We start from the raw sequence: 19363 nt of genomic DNA on the forward strand, positions 1-19363 counted from the left end.
CGTGCAGGAGTGCACGCCCTTTTTTGCTTCTGTGGCTTGCTCAAGCTTGAAGGGCTGTGGCGCGCGACGCTGCCTAGAATCGCCTCAACCGAAAGGAAGCATGAAAACGGTCTGGATCATCGACGGCGCCTACCTGTTCAACGTGGGTCGCGGCCGTCCGTTCGATTACCTCAAGCTCAAGAACGAACTCGTCCAGAGGAACGGTGGCCCGATCTACGAGAGCTACTACCTGAACTCCACGCGCGACCTGGCAACGGACCAGCAGAACGCGTTTCACACATGGCTCAAGGCGGCGCCGCCGCGCGGTCCGAAGATTCGCGTCCAGCTGTACGAGATGAAGAACCTGCATCTTCAATGCCCGGATTGCGGAGTGCAGTTCGACCGTGAAGTGCAGAAGGGCGTGGACGTCGCGATCGCGACGCTGCTGATCAAGCTCGCGGTGCAGAACGTCTACGACCGACTGATCCTGTCGGCGGGCGACGGCGATTTCGAAGAGGCGATCTCGTACGTCAAGTCGGATCTCAAGAAGGAAGTCTGGGTCAGTGGCTTGCAGGCCAATCTGTCGACCGACCTCCAGTCCTACGCGGACGAGGTGGTGTGGATGGACGATCTCTATCCGACGATCGCCAGGTGAGGCGTGATGGCGCCCTGTCGCGCGACGGCGCTCTGGCCTTCCTTGCACTGCAGGTGCCAGGCTTCCACGTGGGCGGAAAAACAGCGCTTGCTTGGCATGGCCTGGAACACGACATCGCGTTCGATGAAGTCCTCAGCCTATGGGGCGATCGACCCAAGGCGATACCGGCATGGATCGCCGTATCCAAAGCTGGGGAGAGACTGGACTTTCGATGACATTCAATGCGCGGTATGTCGACACGATGCGACTGCTGTTGGACATCCTCTCGATGGTGTTCGCCTCGGGACGGTTCGCGATGAAAGGGGGTACGGCGATCAATCTGTTCGTGCAGGACATGCCCCGACTCTCCGTCGATATCGACTTGGTCTGGGTCGATCCAACGCCAGACCGCGAGGCCGATCTCACCGGGATCACAGGCGAGTTGGGCCGCTTGGCCGCAGCGCTGAGTAAGCAAGGTCTGCAAGTGCAATGGTCGACGCGCCTCGATGGCGAGGAGGTGCGACTCGTCGCCGCACGGAGGACTGCGCGGGTGAAAGTCGAAGCGAACGCTGTGTTCAGGGGCACGTTGCTTCCAGTTCGTACCTTGCCGTTGACGGCGGCCACAACCTCGCGGTGCTTCGCAAGAAGCAACCTGCGAAGTTCGAGGAACAGCATCGACAGTTGATGGAGGGGCTGGAGCGTTGATTCGCGCTCAGCAATGCCCACCCGCCCGCGCCCGCAAGCGGCGCCAGCCGGCGCGCATGAGCCACGTTCCCACGCCCGCCAGCAGCAGCACGATCACGAACGCCCCGCCGGCTCCCGCCGGCGCGCCTGCGCCTTCCTCGGCGCCGATCAGCGGCTTGAGCGCGTTGTAGCCCGCCACCACCGCCGCGATCCACAGGACCGCTCCGCCCAGAAACTGCCCGAGCGCCACCAGCTTGTTCATCCCGTCACTCCGTCCACGTCGGACACTGCAATGGGTGCAGCCTAACGGTCCTCGCGGCCGCTTCGCTCAAAGCCCCTCGATGAGGAACGGCATCACCGCCGCAAGCAACTCGTCCGGCGCTTCCTCCGGGATGTAGTGACCGCAGGGCAGCGGCCCGCCGTCGACGTCCGCCGCGACACGTTGCCATTCCTTCAGCGGCTCGAAGCACTTCGCCACCACGCCCTGCGCGCCCCAGTACACGCGCAGCGGCATCGCCAGCTTCGCGCCGACGTCGCGGTCCGCGCGGTCGTGCGCGAGGTCGACGCCCGCCGCCGCCCGATAGTCCTCGCACATGCCGTGCGCGGTGCCAGGTAGTGCCAGCGCGCGCTGGTACTCGGCGAACGCGCGCGGATCGAAGGCCGACAGGCCCGCATGTCGCCTGCCCATCACGTCCAGCGCGTACGCCGCCGGATCGGCTTCGATGAGCCGTTCCGGCATCGGCTCCGGCTGGATCAGGAAGAACCAGTGCCAGTACGCCCGCGCGAAGGCCTCGGTCGTCTGCTCGTACATCGCCAGCGTCGGTGCGATGTCCAGCAGCGCGAGGCGTTCGACCGCCGTCGGATGATCCGCCGCCATCCGGTGCGCGACGCGCGCCCCGCGATCGTGCGCGAGCACCCGGAAGCGCGCATGCCCGAGCGCCCCCATCACCGCGATCAGATCCTGCGCCATGCGGCGCTTGCTGTAGTTGCCGTGGTCCTGATCGCCCTTCGGCTTCGACGAATCGCCATACCCGCGCAGGTCCGGCATCACGACGGTGAAACGCGCCGCCAACTCCGGAAGCACGCGATGCCAGATCACCAGCGTCTGCGGATGGCCGTGGATCAGCAGCAGCGGCGGACCTTCGCCGCACACGCGCGCATGGATGCGCACGCCGGGCTCGGTCTCTACGGAGAGCCGCCGTGTCGACGCAGGGAACAAGGCATCGGCCGGATGCGGCTCGACGGTGAAGTCCGCCGCGAAGGCGGAAGCGCCGACGGAGCCGGCAGTGGAGGAGGGCGCGCTCATGCGCCGATGCTAGGCGCGTCGTCCTCGTCCCCGCTGTCGGGAACGAGACACATCGCCCGCGAGCGCCGCTCCCACGCCGCGAGCGCCACCAGCACCGCGCAGGCGAAGGCGCTGGTCGCGACCGGCGACCAGTCGTGCACGAACGGCCCCGCCGCGGCCAGCACCAGCACCGCCACGCCGTGCGACCACGGCCAGCGCCCGACCACCGTGCGCTTGAACAGCCCCACGCCGATCACGTAGAGCGCCACGCCGCCCAGCAGGCACAGCGCCGTCTTCAGGTCCGTGTGACCGTCCGGATGCGCCAGGACGAATTCATCCGCCGCCGCGTTGACGATGATCCCCGCCACGATCGGCAGGTGGATGTAGGTGTAGGCCAGCCGCGCCAGCCGTCCCGGGTCGTCGCTGTGGACGATGCGGCCCGTCGCGAACTCGTTGGTCGTGTCGAAGTACAGCCACCACAGCGCGATGCTGCCGGCAAAGGACACCAGGAAGGCCAGCAGGCTCATCGTCGTCAGCGGCTCCTCCGCGAAGGTCGCGCCCGTCACCAGCAGCGACTCGCCCAGCGCGATGATCACGAAGAGCGCGCAGCGCTCGGCCAGGTGACCGCCGGAGATCGTCCAGTCCGCCGTCGTCGAGCGCCCCAGGCCCGGCACGAAGAAACCGGCCGAGGGACCGACGACCTCGATCGCCAGTGCCGCCACCCACAGCGGCACCCGCAGCGACGGGGTCAACGCCCCGGCGATCCACAGCACCGCCGACACCGCCAGCCACGCCCCGATGCGTTGGAAGTTGCGCACCAGGACCTCGTCCGCCCCGCGGGCCGCCCAGAGGAAGAACAGCGTCCGCCCGACCTGGATCGCCGTGAAGGAGAGCGCGAACATCAGCGCCCGCTCCCCGAAAGCCTGCGGCAGCGAGACCGACATCAGCAGCCCCGCCAGCATCATCGCGAAGAGGCAGACGCGCACCGGCAGGCGTTCCGGGTCCAGCCAGTTGGTCACCCAGGAGGTGAAGATCCACACCCACCAGACCGCCGCCATCAGGAAACCGGTCTGCAGCGCTCCGGGCAGCGTGACGCCCTCCTGCGCGAAGTGGCCGATCAGGGTGTGCGACAGCTGCGTGACAGCGAAGACGAAAACGAGGTCGAAGAACAGCTCGACGAAGCTGACTTTCGCGTGGCCGTGCGGGTCGGGACGGCGCAGGAGGGGAATGGCGGACATGCCCGGACTGTCGCATGCGTGCACCAGCCGGTCACCGGAACCGATGTCGGCTTGACGCCAATCGCACGCCCCTCCCCATAATCGACCGACCCGCCCGACACCTCGCATGCGTCCTTCCGCCGAGCCCCTCCACCGCAGCAGCCTCGGTCGCGGCGTGGGCCTGCTGATCGCGACGCTGCTGGCAATGGCGGTGATCGTGGCGCTGCTGGCCTGGCGCGCCCGCACGACGCTCGACGACCTGCGCCGCGCCGACCGCATCAACACCGTCGTGCCGGCAATGACGCTGCTGATGGAGGACCTGCTCAACGCCGAGACCGGCCAGCGCGGCTACCTGCTGACCCAGCGCGCCGGTTACCTGCAGCCCTATCGCGACGCCGTCCGCAACCTCGACCGGCGCCTGGAGGAGCTGCTGGCCCGCGACGACGATCCCGCCCACCTGCCCAAGCTGGCCCGCATCCGCGAGCTGGTACAGCTCAAGATGACCGAGATGAACCAGACGATCCGTCTGCACGATTCCGGTCGCCACGAGGAGGCGCTGGAGCTGGTGCTCGGCGACCAGGGCCTGCACCACATGGACGAGCTGCGCGACCTGCTGGGCGAACTCACGTCGTCGCTGCGGGCCGAGCGCGCCGCCATCAGCGAGCGGCTGGCCAGCGAGGCCGGCAAGACCGAGTTCCTGCTGCTCGCCGGCCTGGCGATGCTGGCGCTGTTCGCCGTGATGTCGACCTCGCAGGTGCTGCTGCGCTCGCGCGACCTGCTGCGGGCCCAGAAGCGCCTGCGCGGCATCGCCGACAACGTGCCGGCGCTGATCAGCCATTTCGACGGCAACGGCCGACTTCGCTTCGCCAACGCGGCGGTCGGCCGCGTGCTCCACGCCGATCCCGCCAGCCTGCTCGGCAAGACGCTGGACGAATTGCGCGGCGTGGAAGGCGTCGAGAAGCTGCGGCCGTTCATCGAGCGCGTGATGAACGGCGAGGCGGTGGCCTTCGACGCGGAGCAGGTGATCGACGGCGAGACCCTCCATTTCCACCAGAGCTTCGTCCCCGAACTCGCCCGCGGCCGCGTCGCGGGCTTCTACGCCTGCTCGATGGACATCACCGAGCGCAAGCGCGCCGAGGCGGCGGTCGCCGCCAGCGAGCGCCGGATGAAGGCGATCACCGACAACCTGCCGGTCTTCATCACCTATATCGACGCGGACCGCAAGCTGCGCTACACCAACGAGACGATGCGGACCTGGTTCGGCCTCGATCCGCAGGCGGCCCTGGGCCTGCACATCGACGAGGTCTTCGGCGTCGCGAGCACCAGCCAGCGCAGCGCGCAGCTCGCGCTGGCGCTGGGCGGCGAGCGCGTCGAGTTCGAAATCACCTCGACCCTGCTCGGCAAGCAGCGGCACCTGCGCGCGATCTACGTGCCGGACGCCGGTCCGGACGGGCGCGTGGCGGGCATCTTCACGCTGTCCATCGACATCACGGTGATGAAGCAGGCGGAGGCGCAACTCGCGCGGCTGGCCAGCTCGGATGCGCTCACGGGATTGCCGAACCGGCGCGAGTTCGACCAGGCGCTGGTCAGCGCGCTCGCCCGGCAGCGCCGTCAGGCGCGGGAGGGGCGGGTGCTGGCGCTGCTGTTCCTGGACATCGACCACTTCAAGGCCATCAACGACACGCACGGTCACGGCGTCGGCGACACGGTGCTGCGGGACTTCGCCACCGTGCTGCGGCGCGCGGTGCGGGGCAGCGACCACGTGGCGCGCATCTCGGGCGACGAGTTCGTCGCGGTGCTCGAGGGCCTGCACCGGGCCGAGGAAGCCGAGCAGGTCGCGGCCAAGATCGTCGATGCGATCCGGGCCGCGCAGCCGGCGGGCGTCGCGATCACCGCGAGCATCGGCATCGCCAGCGTCGCCGACGGCGAGGTGCCGGCGACGGACCTGATCGAACTCGCCGACCGCGCGCTCTACCAGGCCAAGCACCAGGGCCGCGACGGCTGGGTCGCCGTGCGATGGCCCGGATCGGACCAGCGGCGCTGACGGTTGACGCTGACGCCCGACCGCAGAGCGCCGACGGCCGGCGTTGACCGTCGACGCTGAACAATCTGGCCGAAAGACGTGGCCGAAAGACGTGGCCGAAAGACGTGGCCGAACGGACGAGGCCGCCGGTCGGCGCGTGCGGCGGCGATCGGCGATGATGGTCCGATGCAGAACTCCCGATTCCTCCCGGGTGTCCTCATCGCCGCTGTGCTGGGCCTGGGACTTTCCGCCATCGATCCCGTCCTCGCCGATCCCGCGACGCGGCCATTGCGTCCGCTCACCAACGACATCGGCGAGCGCGTCCAGGCCTGCACGCTGTGTCACGGCGCGCAGGGACGGGCGACGACACAGGGCTACTTCCCTCGCCTCGCCGGCAAGCCGTCGGGCTACCTCTTCAACCAGCTGCAGAGCTTCCGCGACGGTCGCCGGCAGCACGCGCTGATGGCCGGTCTGCTGCGCAACATGAGCGACGACTATCTGCGCGAGATCGCCGGCTACTTCGCCGCGCTCGACGTGCCGTATCCGGCGCCGGGACCGTCGGGGCTGAACGCGGAGCAGCAGGCGCGCGCGGAACGGCTGATCCTGCAGGGCGATCCGGCGCGCAAGGTGCCGGCGTGCACGGCTTGCCACGGGCCGTCGATGGCGGGGCGCGAGCCTGGGGTCCCGGGGCTGCTGGGGCTTCCGCGCGACTACCTCGTCGGACAGCTCGGCGCGTGGCGCGGCGGCTTGCGTCGGGCCCATGCGCCGGACTGCATGTCCGATGTGGCGAAGGCGCTGTCGACCGACGACATCGCGATCGTCGCGAACTGGCTCGCCGCGAAGCCCGCCGGCGCGCATCCGGAGCCGCCGTCGGCGACGCCGTTGCCGGTGCAATGCGGAGGGCTGGCGCCATGAGTGGGGATCCGATCTCTCGGGAAACCGCCGGCGACACCCGCAGCGCGACGTCCAGCGCGGCACCGATGAGGACGTTCGTGCGCCTGCTGATCGGCCTCGCGATCGCGGTCCCGCTGATGGGCGGGCTGCTGCTTGCCGGCGCGTGGGGTCGGGAGCTCTGGCTGTCGGGACGGCCTGCGCCATCCGGAGCGCAGGACACCAGCCCCGCATTGATCGCTCGCGGCGCTTACCTGGCCCGCGTCGCCAACTGCGCCGGTTGTCACAGCCCGCGCGGCGGCGCGCCGCTGGCCGGCGGACTGCCGCTCGGCACGCCGTTCGGAACGCTGTTCAGCAGCAACCTCACCCCCGATCCCGGGACCGGACTCGGCCGCTGGAGCGCCGACGACTTCTGGCGCGCGATGCACCACGGTCGCAGCCGCGACGGGCGGCTGCTCTATCCGGCCTTCCCGTACACGAGCTACACGGCGATGACGCGCGAAGACGCCGATGCGATCTTCGCGTGGCTGCGGCAGCAGCCCGCGGTGACGCGGACGACGCCGCCGCATCAGCTCGGCTGGCCCTACCGCTGGCAGTCCGCGCTGGCGGTGTGGCGGCTGATGTACTTCACGCCGGGCGACGCACCGTCGCATGACGAGCCGGGCGTCGATCGCGGCGCGACGCAGGGCGCGGCCAGCCTGACCAGCCTGGCGCGGGGCCGCTACCTCGTCCAGGCGGTCGGCCACTGCGCCGAATGCCACGCGCCGCGCAACCGGCTCGGCGCGTTGCGCGACGCGGCCGGACTGCGCGGCGGCTGGGTCGGCGTACAGGGATGGGTGGCGCCCTCGCTGGCCGATCCGCATGCGGCGGGCGTGCAGGACTGGTCGGAGGCAGAGGTCCGTTCGTGGCTGCGCACCGGCTGGTCCCCCAAAGGCGCGGCGCTCGGGCCGATGGCGGACGTCGTCGCGGAGAGCCTCCAGCATCTGACCGACGACGACGCTCAAGCGATGGCCGTGTACCTCCGCGGCCTGCCGCGCGAGGGACCGGCCGCGGTCGAGTTCAAGCCGGCCTCGTCCGGACAGATGGAACTCGGCCGTCAGGTGTACGCCAAGCACTGCGCCGACTGCCATGGCGATCAGGGGCAGGGGCGGCAGATCGCTGGCGAACCGGCCTATCCGCCGCTCGCGGGCAACCGGACGGTGACGCTGGAGGCGCCGCAGAACGTGTTGCAGATGCTGGCCGACGGCGGCTACGCGCCGACGACGCCGGGTCACCCGCGTCCGTACGGCATGCCGCCGCTGCGGCAGGCGCTCACGGCAGCCGAGATGGCCGCCGTCGCGACGGTGATCCGGCAGAGCTGGGGGAACCAGGCGTCGGCGGTGACGGAGCAGGAAGTGCTGCGCTTGAAATGAGCAGGCGCGGGGGGGGCGGGAAAACACACAGAAGGTGCGCCGGCTCGCGCGGTGGGCGCGCCATATGGGGACGGGCCACCCTTGATTTCAAGATCTTGAAGCCCCGCTTCTCGCACCTAGTTTGGGATGCATGGCGGACGACGTTCCGCCGCGACCCACCCGCAGGATGCCAAGGAGCCCCGCATGTCCCGTCAACTGTTTGCCCGTGCGCTGTTCAACGACCTCGACCGCTTCCAGCGGGAGATGAGCGGCCTGTTCGAATCCACCGCCGGCCGTGCGACCTCGCGCGTCGGCTACCCGGCCCTGAACGTCGGCCTGTCGCCGGAAGCCGTGGAGGTCTATGCCTTCGCTCCCGGCCTGGATCCCGCCTCCATCGGCGTCGACCTGGACCGCGGCGTGCTGAGCCTGTCCGGTGAGCGTGCGTCCTCGCTGTCCGCAGGCACCGAAAGCGCCACCGCGACCCCGGCGGCGGCCGCCGCCGCTGCAGAAGGCGAGCCCGTCGCCCCCAGCGCCCAGGCGGCCGACAAGACCGTCGTCCATCAGCGTGAGCGTTTCGCCGGCAAGTTCCGCCGCGTGGTCACCCTGCCCGACGACATCGATCCGGAACAGGTCTCGGCCTCCTACAAGGACGGCGTGCTGCGCGTCAGCGTCAAGCGCCGCCCCGCGCCGCAGCCGCGCCGCATCGCCATCCATTGAGTCGCGGATTCCGACGTCCGCCGATTCCAGACACGAACCGAACCCGATTCGAAAGAACACCATGACCACTGCCGTGCACACCCCCGCCGCCGATGCGGCCGAGCAAGTGAAGACCAGCGCTTCCACCGCCGCGCCGACCGCGCGCCGTCGCGATGACTACGCGATCCAGCCCGCCGTCGACGTGACCGAGGACGCGCAAGGGCTGACCCTCTTCGCCGACCTGCCCGGCGTGCCGCGCGAGCAGCTTCAGCTGCGCGTCGAGAAGGACCGCCTGATCATCGAAGCCGAGATGCAGCTCGACCTGCCCGACGGCCTGAAGGCCGGCCACGTCGAGGTGTCGCGCCAGTTCTATCGCCGTGCGTTCACGCTGAGCAAGGAACTGGATGCCGACCAGATCGGCGCGGAGCTGAGCAATGGCGTGCTGCGCGTGCGCATCCCCAAGGCCGCGCATGCGCAACCGCGCAAGATCGAGATCAAGCTGGGCTGATCGAAGACCGGGAACGCTTCAGGCCTTCCACCACCGCTGGCCCTCACCCCATCCCTCTCCCGCAGGCGGGAGAGGGAGTAAGAGGCGGAATCACTGGAGACGCGACAGCGTCACGTCCGGCTCCGGCGGCGCGGACATCGCGGCGAAAGCCGCATCGGCCGCCTCGCCCGCGCGGGCGGCGTCGTCCAGGCTCACTTGCAAGCGGCGCCGCATCCACGGGCGAAGGTCTTCCAGTGGCCCGACGTCGGGGAGCAGGCTCCAGTCCTGCAATGCCTGCACTGCGTGCGGCACGGGCTCCTGGCCCGCGAGCGCTCGCTGCAGGCGCTTGGCCGACTCCGGCAATTCGGCCAGGAAGCCGGCGTCGAGGTCCTTGGCGCGGCGCATCAGGCTCTGGCGCATCATCGACAGATGCGCCATCAGTCGGTACCCGTGGTCGAGCACCATGTTCAGCTCCTGCAGCGGCGGACGCACGCGGCGCGGTTCGGCGGCGCTGCGCGTCAGGGCCGCCGACAGCGCCGCGAGCGCGTCGTAGGCCTGACGCCGCGCCATCCGCTGCGTGAGCGCACCGGCCGGCGTCATCGCCGCGGTCATCGCCTGCATGGCGTACTGCTGCAGCGCGCCGCGCGCCCGCTTGAGCGCGCGCGGCAGGTTGCGGCGCTCCCACGCCGGCAGCACATAGCTGAACGCCCAGGCCAGGATCGCGCCCAGCACCGTGTCCGCCAGCCGCTCGGAGATGGCGATCCCATGGGTCGGATCCGCCAGATGCGACTGCAGCAGCGCCATCACCGTGGCCGCGATCGCCGTGATCAGGTAGCGGCGCGTGACGAACGCGTGCGCGATGCCGACGGCGATCTGCAGCACCACGATCCACAGCGTCTGGTTGGGGATCAGCGACAGCGCCAGCATCAGCCCGCAGCCGATCGCCGTGCCGAGCACCCGCATGTTGCGGCGCTCCAGCGTCTGGTCGAGGCTGCCGCGCAGCACCACCGCGACGGACAGCACCAGCCAGTGCGGGTGCGAGGCCCAGGGCAGCGCGAGCGCGATGAAGTAGGCCGATGACAGCGCCAGCGCGCTGCGCAGCGCATGCCGCATCACCGGCGAGTCGAGGTTGATCTGCGCCTTCAGCAGACCGATCGGCCAGCCGACGGGCGTCACGAAGTTCCGCAGTTCACCGGCGTCCAGCGCCAGCGGCGGCAAGGGCAGGGAAGCATCGAGCGCACGGCCCATCGCCAGCACTTCGCCGTCCAGATGGGACAGCCGATCCTGCAGCACGAGCTGCAGACGCGTGCGCGGATCCTGCGGCGGCAGATCCGGCCATTGCGTCGGACGCACCGTGTTCATCGCCGGAGCGCGCTCGTCGAGCAGCGCATCGCGGTATTCATCCAGCAGCACCGCCAGCGCGCGCAGTCGGCTGACCAGCGCCGTGCGCATGTGCTGGCCGACGGGATCCTCGCCCAGCAGTTCCAGGTCCAGCCGGCTCGCCAGCATCAGATCGCGGAGCTCCACGACGTGCAGCAGCACCGCCGCGCTCCGCGGATCCGTCTTCGCACGAGGGAATACCTGATCGCGCGCCGTCTGCAGCAGTTCCGCCAGCTGCGCCTCGTTGCCCAGCCAGTCGCGCATCGCATGCGCCGCGCCGCCGCTGCCGAGCAGCTCGGCCCGCGCGCTCATCAGCTGCGCGAGCCCGTGCAGCGCCTCCGCCAGCGCGAGCCGATGGAACCGCCGCTGCAGGAAGGCGCTGGAGAGCACGCTCCACACGAGGTAGAGCCCGATGCCCGCCGCGCCGCTCGCCAGCACGATCATCAACGGCTGCGGCGGCCACGCGAGCGCGAACACCATCGCCAGGATGGGCGCGAAGGACACCGGCCCCGCGCGCGGGCCCCAGCTCAGCAGCATCGCGCTGCCGAAGGCGAGCACCGCCACCAGCGCGCCCATCGCGCCGTGGTACGGATGCAGGACCGCCACCAGCCCCACGGCCAGCAGCGTCATGCCGCCGGCGGTGAGCACGCGGTTGCGGTTGCGCCGGACGCTGCCCGGCAGATCGGCCAGGCTGGCGCAGATGGCGCAGGCCATCGCCAGCTGCGAGGCGACGTGCGACAGCTCGGCCGGGGCCGCATGCGACACGATCACCTGCACCAGCATGACCCCGAGGGCGACGCTGAGGCCGTTCCACCAGTGCGCCGGCCAGTGACGCCAGCGACCGGCCGCCATCAGGCTTCCCGGACGCGCTGGTTCAGATGGGCCAGGGCCTCTTCGACCTGGTCGACCAGCACCAGGCAGAGGTCGCCCGGCTGCAGACGCTCCAGCGCACGGTCGATCGCGACGAACTCGCCGCGGATCTCCTCGATGTGCTTGGTCCGCGTCGCGCCCTTCAGCCCCTGCTGCAGCAGCGCCAGGACTTCACCGTCCTCGCGGCCGCGCTGGCAGGCGTCCTGGAACAGGATGGCCTCGTCGAAGGCCTCGCCCAGGATCTGCGTCTGGATGCGGATGTCCTCGTCGCGGCGGTCGCCGGCGCCGGAGATCACCACCGAGCGCCTGTTGGCCGGCAGCGCCTGCACCGCCTGCACCAGCGCGCGCATCGCGTCGCCGTTGTGGCCGTAGTCGGCGATCACCGTCGCGCCGCGATAGTCCATCACGTTGAAGCGGCCCGGCACGCTGTCCGGATCGCTCATGAAGCTCGCCAGCCCGCGCCGGATCGTGTCCCAGTCCAGGCCCACGCCCCAGGCTGCCGCCACCGAGGCCATCGCGTTCTCGTTCTGGAACGGGATCGCGCCGCCGCGGGTGAAGGGGATGTCGCGCAGCGGGATCGATTCGCGCCACGCGCCCTGCGCCGCGACCAGCGCGTCGCCGTCGATATAGACGCAGCGCTTGCCCTGCGCGCGGTGCGTCGCCATCAGCGGGTGATGGCGGTCGCTCGCGAAGAAGATCACCTGGCCCGGGCAGACGTCGGCCATCTTGGCCACGACCGGGTCGGCGGCGTTCAGCACCGCGTAGCCGTTGGCCGCCACGTTCTGCACGATCACGCGCTTCACCAGCGCCAGTTCCTCGACGGTGTTGAGGAAGTTCATGCCGAGGTGGTCGCCCTCGCCGAGGTTGGTCACCACCGCCACCTGGCAGCGGTCGAAGCCCAGGCCCTCGCGCAGCACGCCGCCGCGCGCGGTCTCGAAGACCGCCGCTTCCACGTCCGGATGCATCAGCACGTTGCGGGCGCTCTTCGGGCCGGAGCAGTCGCCGCTGTCGGTCTGGCGGCCGTCGACGTAGACACCGTCGGTGTTGGTCATGCCCACGCGCAGGCCCTGCGTCGCGAACATGTGCGCCACCAGGCGCGAGGTCGTCGTCTTGCCGTTGGTGCCGGTCACCGCCACGATGGGGATGCGGCCGTCCTCGCTCGCGGCACCGCGGTTGCCGCCGTAGATGCTGGAGATGATGGCCTCGCCCACGTCGCGGCCCTTGCCGTAGGAGGGGCTCAGGTGCATGCGCAGTCCCGGCGCGGCATTGACCTCGACGATGCCGCCGCTCTGCTCTTCGAGCGGCTTGAGCACGCTCTCGGCCACGACGTCGACGCCGCAGACGTGCAGGCCGACGACCGTCGCCGCGGCGATCGCGCGCGCGGCGACTTCCGGATGCACGTCGTCGGTCACGTCGGTGGCGGTGCCGCCGGTGGACAGGTTGGCGTTGTTGCGCAGGATCACGCGCTGGCCCTTGTCCGGCACCGACTCCGGGGTCAGGCCTTGCAGGTCCAGGCGCGCGATCGCGATGTCGTCCAGGCGGATCTTGGTCAGCGAGGTCGCGTGACCGTCGCCGCGGCGCGGGTCCTCGTTGACCTTGTCGACCAGCTGGCGCACCGTGTGCACGCCGTCGCCGGTCACGTTGGGCGGATCGCGGCGGGCCGCGGCCACCAGCTTGTCGCCGACGACCAGCAGCCGGTAGTCGCTGCCGGGCAGGAACTTCTCGACCATCACCGTGCCGATCTCGTCCGCGGCCTTGTAGGCGATCTCCATGTGCTCGCGCGAGGCGACGTTGACCGTCACGCCCTTGCCCTGGTTGCCGTCCAGCGGCTTGACCACGACCGGCAGGCCGATCTCCAGCGCCAGTTCCCAGGCCTGGTCGACGGTCTCCACCGGCGCGCCGATGGGCACCGGCACCCCGGCCGACTGCAGCAGGCGCTTGGACAGGTCCTTGTCCTGCGCGATCGATTCGGAGACGGCGCTGGTCGCATCGACTTCGGCGGCCCAGATGCGGCGCTGCTTGACGCCCCAGCCCAGTTGCACCAGCGAGCCCTGCGTCAGGCGGCGGAACGGGATGCCGCGCTTGCAGGCGGCGTCGACGATGGAGCCGGTCGAGGGGCCGAGGCGGATGTCCTCGTCCGTCTCGCGCAGCGCCTTGACGGCGGCGTCGGCGTCGAAGGCGGCGCCCGACTGCGCGGCGTTGATCAGCTCGACGGCCTTCTCGAACGCGGCGCGGCCGACGTCTTCCTCGCTGTACTCGACGACGACCTGGTAGGTGCCGTCCTCCGACGTGGTGTGCGTGTGGCTGTAGGTCACCGGGCAGCCGGCCTGCGCCTGCAGCGCCAGCGCGGCCTGCTCCAGCACGTGGGCCAGCGTGATCGGCGTCTTGGCGCTGCTGGCCGGCCGCAGCGGACCGATGCCGGGGAAGCGTTCGCGCAGGCGGGCCTCGAAGCCGGCCATGTCCGCGATCGTGCGTTCCATGTCGCTGCAGTGCACGACCGCCTCGATGGCGGTGTGGCGGCTCCACATGTTGGGGCCGCGGAGGGCGCGTGTGCGGGAGACTTCCATCTGTCGTCTTTCGGGTTCGACTGTTCTTTGAAGGGGCAATCGCGAAGCGGGGCGGCTTACTGCGGCAGGTCCGGCACGAAGGTATCCAGGCCGGCCGAGATCAGCTCGGGCGAGATGCCCATGGCCCAGCCGGTCGCGACGGCGGCCAGCACCGCGTCGGTCGCGATTTCCTGGCCGACCGCGCGGAAGCGGGCCTGCAGCGATTCGACGTTGGCGCCGGAGGTCTCCGAGGTGCCCTGCGCCAGCATCGCGGCGCCGCCGCGCAGGAACACCCCGCGGCCTTCCTTGCCGCGGTGCTCGGTCAGCGCGGCGTTGCCGGCGTCCAGCGCGTAGAGGATCACTTCGCCGTCGGACAGCTCGGCCATCGCGGCCACCCGGGCCTCGTCGGCGTTCAGCACGGCGACGCCGTCGGACAGCACCACGTCCACCTGCGTGCGCAGGACCTTGAAGAGCTGGTCCTCGGTCTGGATGTCGTGGTGGTCGAGCTCGGCCACGCGGCCCAGGTCGGTGACGACGCCCACCTGGCAGCGGTCGTAGGCCAGGCCGTCGCCCAGGATGGTGCCGGCGCCGTTCTCGACCACGATGGCGTCGACCGCGCGGTTCATCAGCAGGCGGTGGCTGGCGGCCCAGGTCGCGCTGGGCTTGCGCTCCACGCGGCGGGTGCCCAGGAACAGGCCGTCGCCGCAGGCCAGGCCGACGTGGCGGCCGTTCAGGTGCAGCAGCCAGCCGACCAGGCGCGCGATCTGCGCCGTGCCGCGCGAGCCCGCCACGCCCACGATGGGGATGCGGCCGCTCTCATCCTCGGCGAACAGGTGGTCGATGATGGCCTGGCCCACCGGTTGGGGCATGCCCTCGGCCGGCTTCAGGTGCATCAGCAGGCCGGGGCCGGCGTTCACTTCGACGATGGCGCCGCCGGTCTCGGACAGCGGCCTGGAGATGTCGCTGCAGACCAGGTCGACGCCGGCGATGTCCAGGCCGACGGTGCGCACCGCCAGCGACACCGCGTGCGCCACTTCCGGATGGATCTGCGCGGTGCAGTCGATCGCGACGTTGCCGTTGCGCTGGATCAGCACGCGCTGGCCGGTCTCGGGCACGCCGTCGCCGGTCAGGCCCTGGCGCTGCAGGTCCAGCAGCACGACCGGGTCGTCGGTGATGTCGATGCGGTTGAGCGGGAAGTCCTCGGTCGTGCCGCGGCGCGGGTCGGTGTTGATCTGGAGGTCGATCAGCTCGACGACGGTGTGCGTGCCGTCGCCGGTGACCCAGGCTTCCTCGCCGCGGGCGGCGGCGACCACCTGGCCGCCGACGACCAGCAGCCGGTGCTCCATCCCGGGGATGTAGCGTTCGACCAGCACTTCCGAGCCTTCCTTGTCGGCGACGTGGAAGGCGGCCTCGACGTCGGCCTCATGGCGCAGGTCCAGCGTGACGCCGCGGCCGTGGTTGCCGTCGGACGGCTTCACGACGACCGGCAGGCCCAGGTCCTGGGCGACGTCCCAGGCCTCGGCGGCGGTCTTGACCGCCTGGCCGGCCGGCACCGGCACGCCGACCGACTTCAGCAGTTCCTTGGTCAGGTCCTTGTCGCGCGCGATGCCCTCGGCGATCGCGCTGGTCATGTCGGTCTCGGCCGTCCAGATGCGGCGCTGGCGCGCGCCGTAGCCCAGCTGCACCAGGTTGCCGTCGTTCAGGCGGATGTGGGGGATGCGGCGGTCGGTCGCCGCGGCCACGATGGCGGCGGTCGACGGGCCGAGGTAGCAGTCGTCGAGCTTGTCGCGGATCGCCGCGACGGCGGCGTCGACGTTGAAGTCGTCGCCGTTGATGGTGGCCATCAGCAGCGCATGGCCCTGTTCGAGCGCGCAGCGGGCGACCTGCTCGTCGCGGGCGCGGAAGACCATGCGGTAGACGCCGTGCTTCGAGGTGGAGCGCGTCTGGCCGAACCCGGTCGGCATGCCGGCCAGGTTGAGCAGCTCGATGACGATGTGCTCCAGCACATGGCCCATCCAGGTGCCCTCGGTCAGGCGCTGCAGGAAGCCGCCGCGCTCGCCGACGCCGCAGTGGTGCTCTTCCAGCGCCGGCAGGCGCTTGCACAGGCGGTCGGTGAAGCCAGGGATCAGGTGGGAGGGGTGTTCTTCCAGGCCACCCAGGTCCAGCCAGGTTTCCAGCACCGGACGGTAGGTCCACATGTTGGGGCCGCGCAGGTAGTTGATGCGCAGGAGCTTGATGTCGTCGTGTCGGCTCATGAGGGGTGGAAACGTGGAAGAGGGTCGCCCGGCGGACCACCGGACAATGATGCGAAGCACAATTGTGCGCTTAAGCGAAAATTGTGCGAAACATGCCACGACCCGGCTGGACCGGGTCTTGCCCCGTTGGGGGGCGGCGGCAGAAAAGTCTCGAAGAAACTCAACGTTTCGCAGATCGCCAGAAGAATCAAAAATGCAGCATTCACATCCTGTCGCGTTGGCCGGTGCCGGCGGCGTTCCGGCCGTCGAGGCTTTCGAAACACGCCTGCGGCGTGGCGAGAACGTCCGGGCCTCGCTGGAGGTTGACCTGGACGGGCGCCTGCGCTTCTCGGCGGGCGGTCTGCGACTCACGGATCAACGGCTGCTGTCGCTGGAGGCCTCCGGGGATCCGGACGGCGCCCCGGTCTTCCGGGAATGGCCGCTGACGCCCGACCTGACCCTGGTGCTGTCCGACCACGCCGGGCTGGGCGCGCTGGAGCTGATGGACGCCGACGGCCGGCTGGCCCAGTGGCGCTTCACGATGAAGGCCAACCTGCAGGCCCAGCGCTTCCAGGATGCCTTCAACCGCCGCGACGAGGTCGAGGCCCGCCTGGAGGAGGAGCCCGAGCTCTGCCCGAGCTGCCAGGCCGTGCTGCCGGAGGACAGCGAGGAATGCCCCTCCTGCGCCCGCGAGCTGCACACGCCGCCGTCGACCTGGGTGCTGCTGAGGCTGTGGCGTTTCGCCGGTCCGTACCGGGGTCAGCTGTTGCTGGGCTTCCTGCTGATGCTGGGTGCGACGGGCGCGACGCTGGTGGCGCCCTACCTGGCGATGCCCCTGATGGACGACGTCCTCATCCCCTTCCAGCAGGGCAAGCAGATCGACACCGGCCTGGTGCTCATGTACCTGGGCGGGCTGTTCGGGGCGGCGATCGTGTCCTGGATCCTGGGCTGGGCCAAGACCTACATCCTGGCGCTGGTGTCGGAGCGCATCGCCGCCGACCTGCGCACGGCCACCTTCGACCACCTGCTGGGCCTGTCGCTGGAGTACTTCGGCTCGAAGCGGACCGGCGACCTGATGAGCCGCATCGGCTCGGAGACCGACCGGATCAGCGTGTTCCTGTCGCTGCACGCGCTGGACTTCATCACCGACTGCCTGATGCTGGCGATGATCACGGCGATCCTGTTCCACACGAATCCGTGGCTGGCGCTGGCCACGCTGGTGCCGCTGCCCTTCATCGCCTGGCTGATCCATCTGGTGCGGGACCGGCTGCGCACCGGCTTCGAGAAGATCGACCGGGTCTGGGGCGAGGTGACCTCGGTGCTGGCGGACACGATTCCCGGCATCCGCGTGGTGAAGGCCTTCGCGCAGGAGCGCCGCGAGGCCGAACGCTTCCGCACCGCCAACAAGCACAACCTGGTCGTCAACGACCGGCTCAACAAGACCTGGAGCCTGTTCACGCCCAGCGTCTCGCTGCTGACGGAGATCGGCCTGCTGGTCGTCTGGGCCTTCGGCATCTGGCTGATCGCGCATTCGCAGATCACGGTGGGTACGCTGACCGCCTTCCTGGCCTACATCGGCCGCTTCTACTCGCGGCTGGACTCGATGAGCCGGATCGTGTCGGTGACGCAGAAGGCGGCCTCGGGCGCCAAGCGGATCTTCGACATCCTCGACCACCATTCCAACGTGCCGGAGCCGGCGCAGCCGGTGGTGCTGGACAAGATCGAGGGCGGACTGTCGCTGCAGAACCTCGGATTCCGCTACGGCAACCGGACGGTGATCCGCGATCTCAACCTGGAGATCAAGCCGGGCGAGATGATCGGGCTGGTCGGGCACAGCGGCTCGGGCAAGAGCACGATGGTCAACCTGATCTGCCGCTTCTACGACGTGACCGAAGGCGCGATCAAGCTCGACGGCGTCGACCTGCGCCGCTTCCGGCTGGCGGACTTCCGCCGGCACATCGGCCTGGTGCTCCAGGAGCCCTTCCTGTTCTTCGGCACGATCGCGGAGAACATCGCCTACGGCAAGCCGGAGGCGACGCGCGAGGAGATCGTCGCCGCGGCCCGCGCCGCGCACGCGCATGAATTCATCCTGCGGCTGCCGCAGGGGTACGACTCGCTGGTGGGCGAGCGGGGTCAGGGCTTGTCCGGCGGCGAACGCCAGCGGATCTCGATCGCCCGGGCGCTGCTGATCGACCCGCGCATCCTGATCATGGACGAGGCCACCTCGGCGGTGGACACGGAGACCGAGAAGGAGATCCAGAATGCGCTGGACAACCTGATCCGCGGCCGGACGACGATCGCGATCGCCCACCGCCTGTCGACGCTGCGCAAGGCCGACCGGCTGGTGGTGATGGACCGCGGCGAGATCGTCGAGGTCGGGCCGCACGACGAACTGATCGCCAAGCAGGGCGCCTACTGGCGCCTGTGGGAGGCGCAGGCCCGCCGCGTCGACGCGGAAGAGCAGGACAACGTGGTGGTGGTCGCGCCCAACGTCAACGTCCACACGGCCACGCAGGCCTGATCGCGAGCAGGTTTCTCCATGAACAACATCCAGACCCTGGCGCGCAACGCCTACGGCCGGCTCACGCTGGTGGACGACGCCGGCCAGACCCATGACAACGTCACGCCCGTGCGTGCGCATCCGCTGAGCGCGCCGGAGGAGGGCCTCTCGCTGGTCGGCACGGACGGGCACGAGATCGCCTGGATCGAGCGGATCGCCGATCTCCCGCAGGCGCAGCGCGAGCTGCTCCAACACGAACTCGCCCATCGCGAGATGACGCCGACGGTGCTGAAGCTGCTCGAGGTCTCGACCTTCTCGACGCCGTCCCAATGGACCGTCGAGACCGACCGCGGCACGACGGCGTTCATCCTCAAGAGCGAGGAAGACATCCGACGCGTCGGGGAAGGGCGCCTGCTGATCGCCAGCTCCCACGGGCTGCACTTCCTGGTGCCGGACCGCTTCGCGCTGGATCGGCATTCGCGCAAGCTGCTCGAGCGCTTCCTCTGACTGGCACGGCCCTCACCCGGGCCGTTGCTTAAGCATTTC

General features: G+C 69.9%; 16 protein-coding genes. 10 read left to right on the forward strand and 6 right to left on the reverse strand.

Features of this window, described 5'->3' with window-relative positions; all coding sequences use genetic code 11:
• Positions 1–100 precede the first annotated feature (100 nt).
• From PV762_RS24180 to PV762_RS24190, 3 genes are read left to right on the forward strand one after another with little or no spacing between them, the layout of a single operon-like run.
• Entirely contained in the window at positions 101–634 is a 534-nt protein-coding gene (locus PV762_RS24180) for an NYN domain-containing protein (protein WP_421037552.1), read from the forward strand.
• A 53-nt stretch (positions 635–687) separates the two neighbouring features.
• Entirely contained in the window at positions 688–849 is a 162-nt protein-coding gene (locus PV762_RS24185) for a hypothetical protein (RefSeq protein WP_421037577.1), read from the forward strand.
• Positions 804–1298: a nucleotidyl transferase AbiEii/AbiGii toxin family protein gene (locus PV762_RS24190; RefSeq protein WP_421037553.1), complete on the forward strand. Its 495-nt coding sequence runs from the start codon at positions 804–806 to the stop codon at positions 1296–1298. The genes PV762_RS24185 and PV762_RS24190 overlap by 46 nt, the downstream gene beginning before the upstream one ends.
• A 27-nt stretch (positions 1299–1325) precedes the next feature.
• On the opposite strand, the gene PV762_RS24195 is transcribed toward PV762_RS24190, so the two are convergent.
• The 3 genes from PV762_RS24195 to PV762_RS24205 all read right to left on the reverse strand — a co-directional run bounded on the left by PV762_RS24195 (position 1326) and on the right by PV762_RS24205 (position 3820).
• A complete protein-coding gene (locus tag PV762_RS24195; protein WP_377157660.1) occupies positions 1326–1559 on the reverse strand; it encodes a hypothetical protein in 234 nt (77 codons plus the stop codon).
• A 66-nt stretch (positions 1560–1625) separates the two neighbouring features.
• On the reverse strand, positions 1626–2603 hold the full coding sequence (locus PV762_RS24200; protein ID WP_421037554.1) for an alpha/beta fold hydrolase: 978 nt from the start codon (positions 2601–2603) through the stop codon (positions 1626–1628).
• Positions 2600–3820 carry a low temperature requirement protein A gene (locus PV762_RS24205; RefSeq protein ID WP_421037555.1) on the reverse strand — a complete coding sequence of 407 codons (1221 nt, stop codon included), beginning with the start codon at positions 3818–3820 and terminating at the stop codon, positions 2600–2602. The genes PV762_RS24200 and PV762_RS24205 overlap by 4 nt, the downstream gene beginning before the upstream one ends.
• A gap of 106 nt (positions 3821–3926) precedes the next feature.
• Between PV762_RS24205 and PV762_RS24210 the strand changes: the two genes are divergently transcribed.
• The 5 genes from PV762_RS24210 to PV762_RS24230 all read left to right on the forward strand — a co-directional run bounded on the left by PV762_RS24210 (position 3927) and on the right by PV762_RS24230 (position 9308).
• Complete coding sequence (locus PV762_RS24210; protein ID WP_421037556.1) at positions 3927–5843, forward strand: diguanylate cyclase domain-containing protein; 1917 nt, start codon at positions 3927–3929, stop codon at positions 5841–5843.
• Between the two features lie 165 nt (positions 5844–6008).
• Positions 6009–6737, forward strand: coding sequence for a c-type cytochrome (locus tag PV762_RS24215; protein WP_421037557.1), 729 nt, complete (start codon positions 6009–6011; stop codon positions 6735–6737).
• Positions 6734–8125 carry a c-type cytochrome gene (locus tag PV762_RS24220; protein WP_421037558.1) on the forward strand — a complete coding sequence of 464 codons (1392 nt, stop codon included), beginning with the start codon at positions 6734–6736 and terminating at the stop codon, positions 8123–8125. Before PV762_RS24215 ends, PV762_RS24220 begins: the two co-directional genes overlap by 4 nt.
• A gap of 183 nt (positions 8126–8308) precedes the next feature.
• Positions 8309–8821, forward strand: coding sequence for an Hsp20/alpha crystallin family protein (locus PV762_RS24225; RefSeq protein WP_421037559.1), 513 nt, complete (start codon positions 8309–8311; stop codon positions 8819–8821).
• 61 nt (positions 8822–8882) lie between these two features.
• On the forward strand, positions 8883–9308 hold the full coding sequence (locus tag PV762_RS24230) for an Hsp20/alpha crystallin family protein (protein WP_421037560.1): 426 nt from the start codon (positions 8883–8885) through the stop codon (positions 9306–9308).
• A 90-nt stretch (positions 9309–9398) separates the two neighbouring features.
• Here the strand turns inward: PV762_RS24230 and PV762_RS24235 are convergent, their stop codons facing one another.
• Genes PV762_RS24235 through cphA (PV762_RS24245) form a run of 3 tightly spaced genes read right to left on the reverse strand, consistent with a single transcriptional unit; the run spans position 9399 to position 16338 of the window.
• On the reverse strand, positions 9399–11519 hold the full coding sequence (locus PV762_RS24235) for an FUSC family protein (protein ID WP_421037561.1): 2121 nt from the start codon (positions 11517–11519) through the stop codon (positions 9399–9401).
• Entirely contained in the window at positions 11519–14104 is a 2586-nt protein-coding gene (gene cphA, locus PV762_RS24240) for a cyanophycin synthetase (protein WP_421037562.1), read from the reverse strand. Before cphA (PV762_RS24240) ends, PV762_RS24235 begins: the two co-directional genes overlap by 1 nt.
• Positions 14105–14160: 56 nt before the next feature.
• The gene (gene cphA, locus PV762_RS24245; protein WP_421037563.1) at positions 14161–16338 is read right to left on the reverse strand and encodes a cyanophycin synthetase; all 2178 of its coding nucleotides are present in this window, start codon (positions 16336–16338) and stop codon (positions 14161–14163) included.
• 193 nt (positions 16339–16531) lie between these two features.
• Here cphA (PV762_RS24245) and PV762_RS24250 point away from each other — a divergent pair, with 193 nt between their 5' ends.
• Positions 16532–18838 carry an ABC transporter ATP-binding protein gene (locus PV762_RS24250; protein ID WP_421037564.1) on the forward strand — a complete coding sequence of 769 codons (2307 nt, stop codon included), beginning with the start codon at positions 16532–16534 and terminating at the stop codon, positions 18836–18838.
• An 18-nt stretch (positions 18839–18856) separates the two neighbouring features.
• Positions 18857–19324, forward strand: coding sequence for a DUF1854 domain-containing protein (locus PV762_RS24255; RefSeq protein WP_421037565.1), 468 nt, complete (start codon positions 18857–18859; stop codon positions 19322–19324).
• The last annotated feature ends 39 nt before the right edge of the window (positions 19325–19363 follow it).

This window comes from Mitsuaria sp. CC2 (assembly GCF_048957715.1).
GTDB lineage: Bacteria > Pseudomonadota > Gammaproteobacteria > Burkholderiales > Burkholderiaceae_C > Roseateles.

Coding starts and splice junctions, on each gene's coding strand:
- cphA (WP_421037562.1), bottom strand. CDS start 14,104: ATGGAAGTCTCCCGCACACGCGCCCTCCGCGGCCCCAACATGTGGAGC.
- PV762_RS24255 (WP_421037565.1), top strand. CDS start 18,857: ATGAACAACATCCAGACCCTGGCGCGCAACGCCTACGGCCGGCTCACG.
- PV762_RS24190 (WP_421037553.1), top strand. CDS start 804: ATGGATCGCCGTATCCAAAGCTGGGGAGAGACTGGACTTTCGATGACA.
- PV762_RS24205 (WP_421037555.1), bottom strand. CDS start 3,820: ATGTCCGCCATTCCCCTCCTGCGCCGTCCCGACCCGCACGGCCACGCG.
- PV762_RS24180 (WP_421037552.1), top strand. CDS start 101: ATGAAAACGGTCTGGATCATCGACGGCGCCTACCTGTTCAACGTGGGT.
- PV762_RS24210 (WP_421037556.1), top strand. CDS start 3,927: ATGCGTCCTTCCGCCGAGCCCCTCCACCGCAGCAGCCTCGGTCGCGGC.
- PV762_RS24235 (WP_421037561.1), bottom strand. CDS start 11,519: ATGGCGGCCGGTCGCTGGCGTCACTGGCCGGCGCACTGGTGGAACGGC.
- PV762_RS24200 (WP_421037554.1), bottom strand. CDS start 2,603: ATGAGCGCGCCCTCCTCCACTGCCGGCTCCGTCGGCGCTTCCGCCTTC.
- PV762_RS24220 (WP_421037558.1), top strand. CDS start 6,734: ATGAGTGGGGATCCGATCTCTCGGGAAACCGCCGGCGACACCCGCAGC.
- PV762_RS24225 (WP_421037559.1), top strand. CDS start 8,309: ATGTCCCGTCAACTGTTTGCCCGTGCGCTGTTCAACGACCTCGACCGC.
- PV762_RS24215 (WP_421037557.1), top strand. CDS start 6,009: ATGCAGAACTCCCGATTCCTCCCGGGTGTCCTCATCGCCGCTGTGCTG.
- PV762_RS24230 (WP_421037560.1), top strand. CDS start 8,883: ATGACCACTGCCGTGCACACCCCCGCCGCCGATGCGGCCGAGCAAGTG.
- PV762_RS24250 (WP_421037564.1), top strand. CDS start 16,532: ATGCAGCATTCACATCCTGTCGCGTTGGCCGGTGCCGGCGGCGTTCCG.
- PV762_RS24195 (WP_377157660.1), bottom strand. CDS start 1,559: ATGAACAAGCTGGTGGCGCTCGGGCAGTTTCTGGGCGGAGCGGTCCTG.
- cphA (WP_421037563.1), bottom strand. CDS start 16,338: ATGAGCCGACACGACGACATCAAGCTCCTGCGCATCAACTACCTGCGC.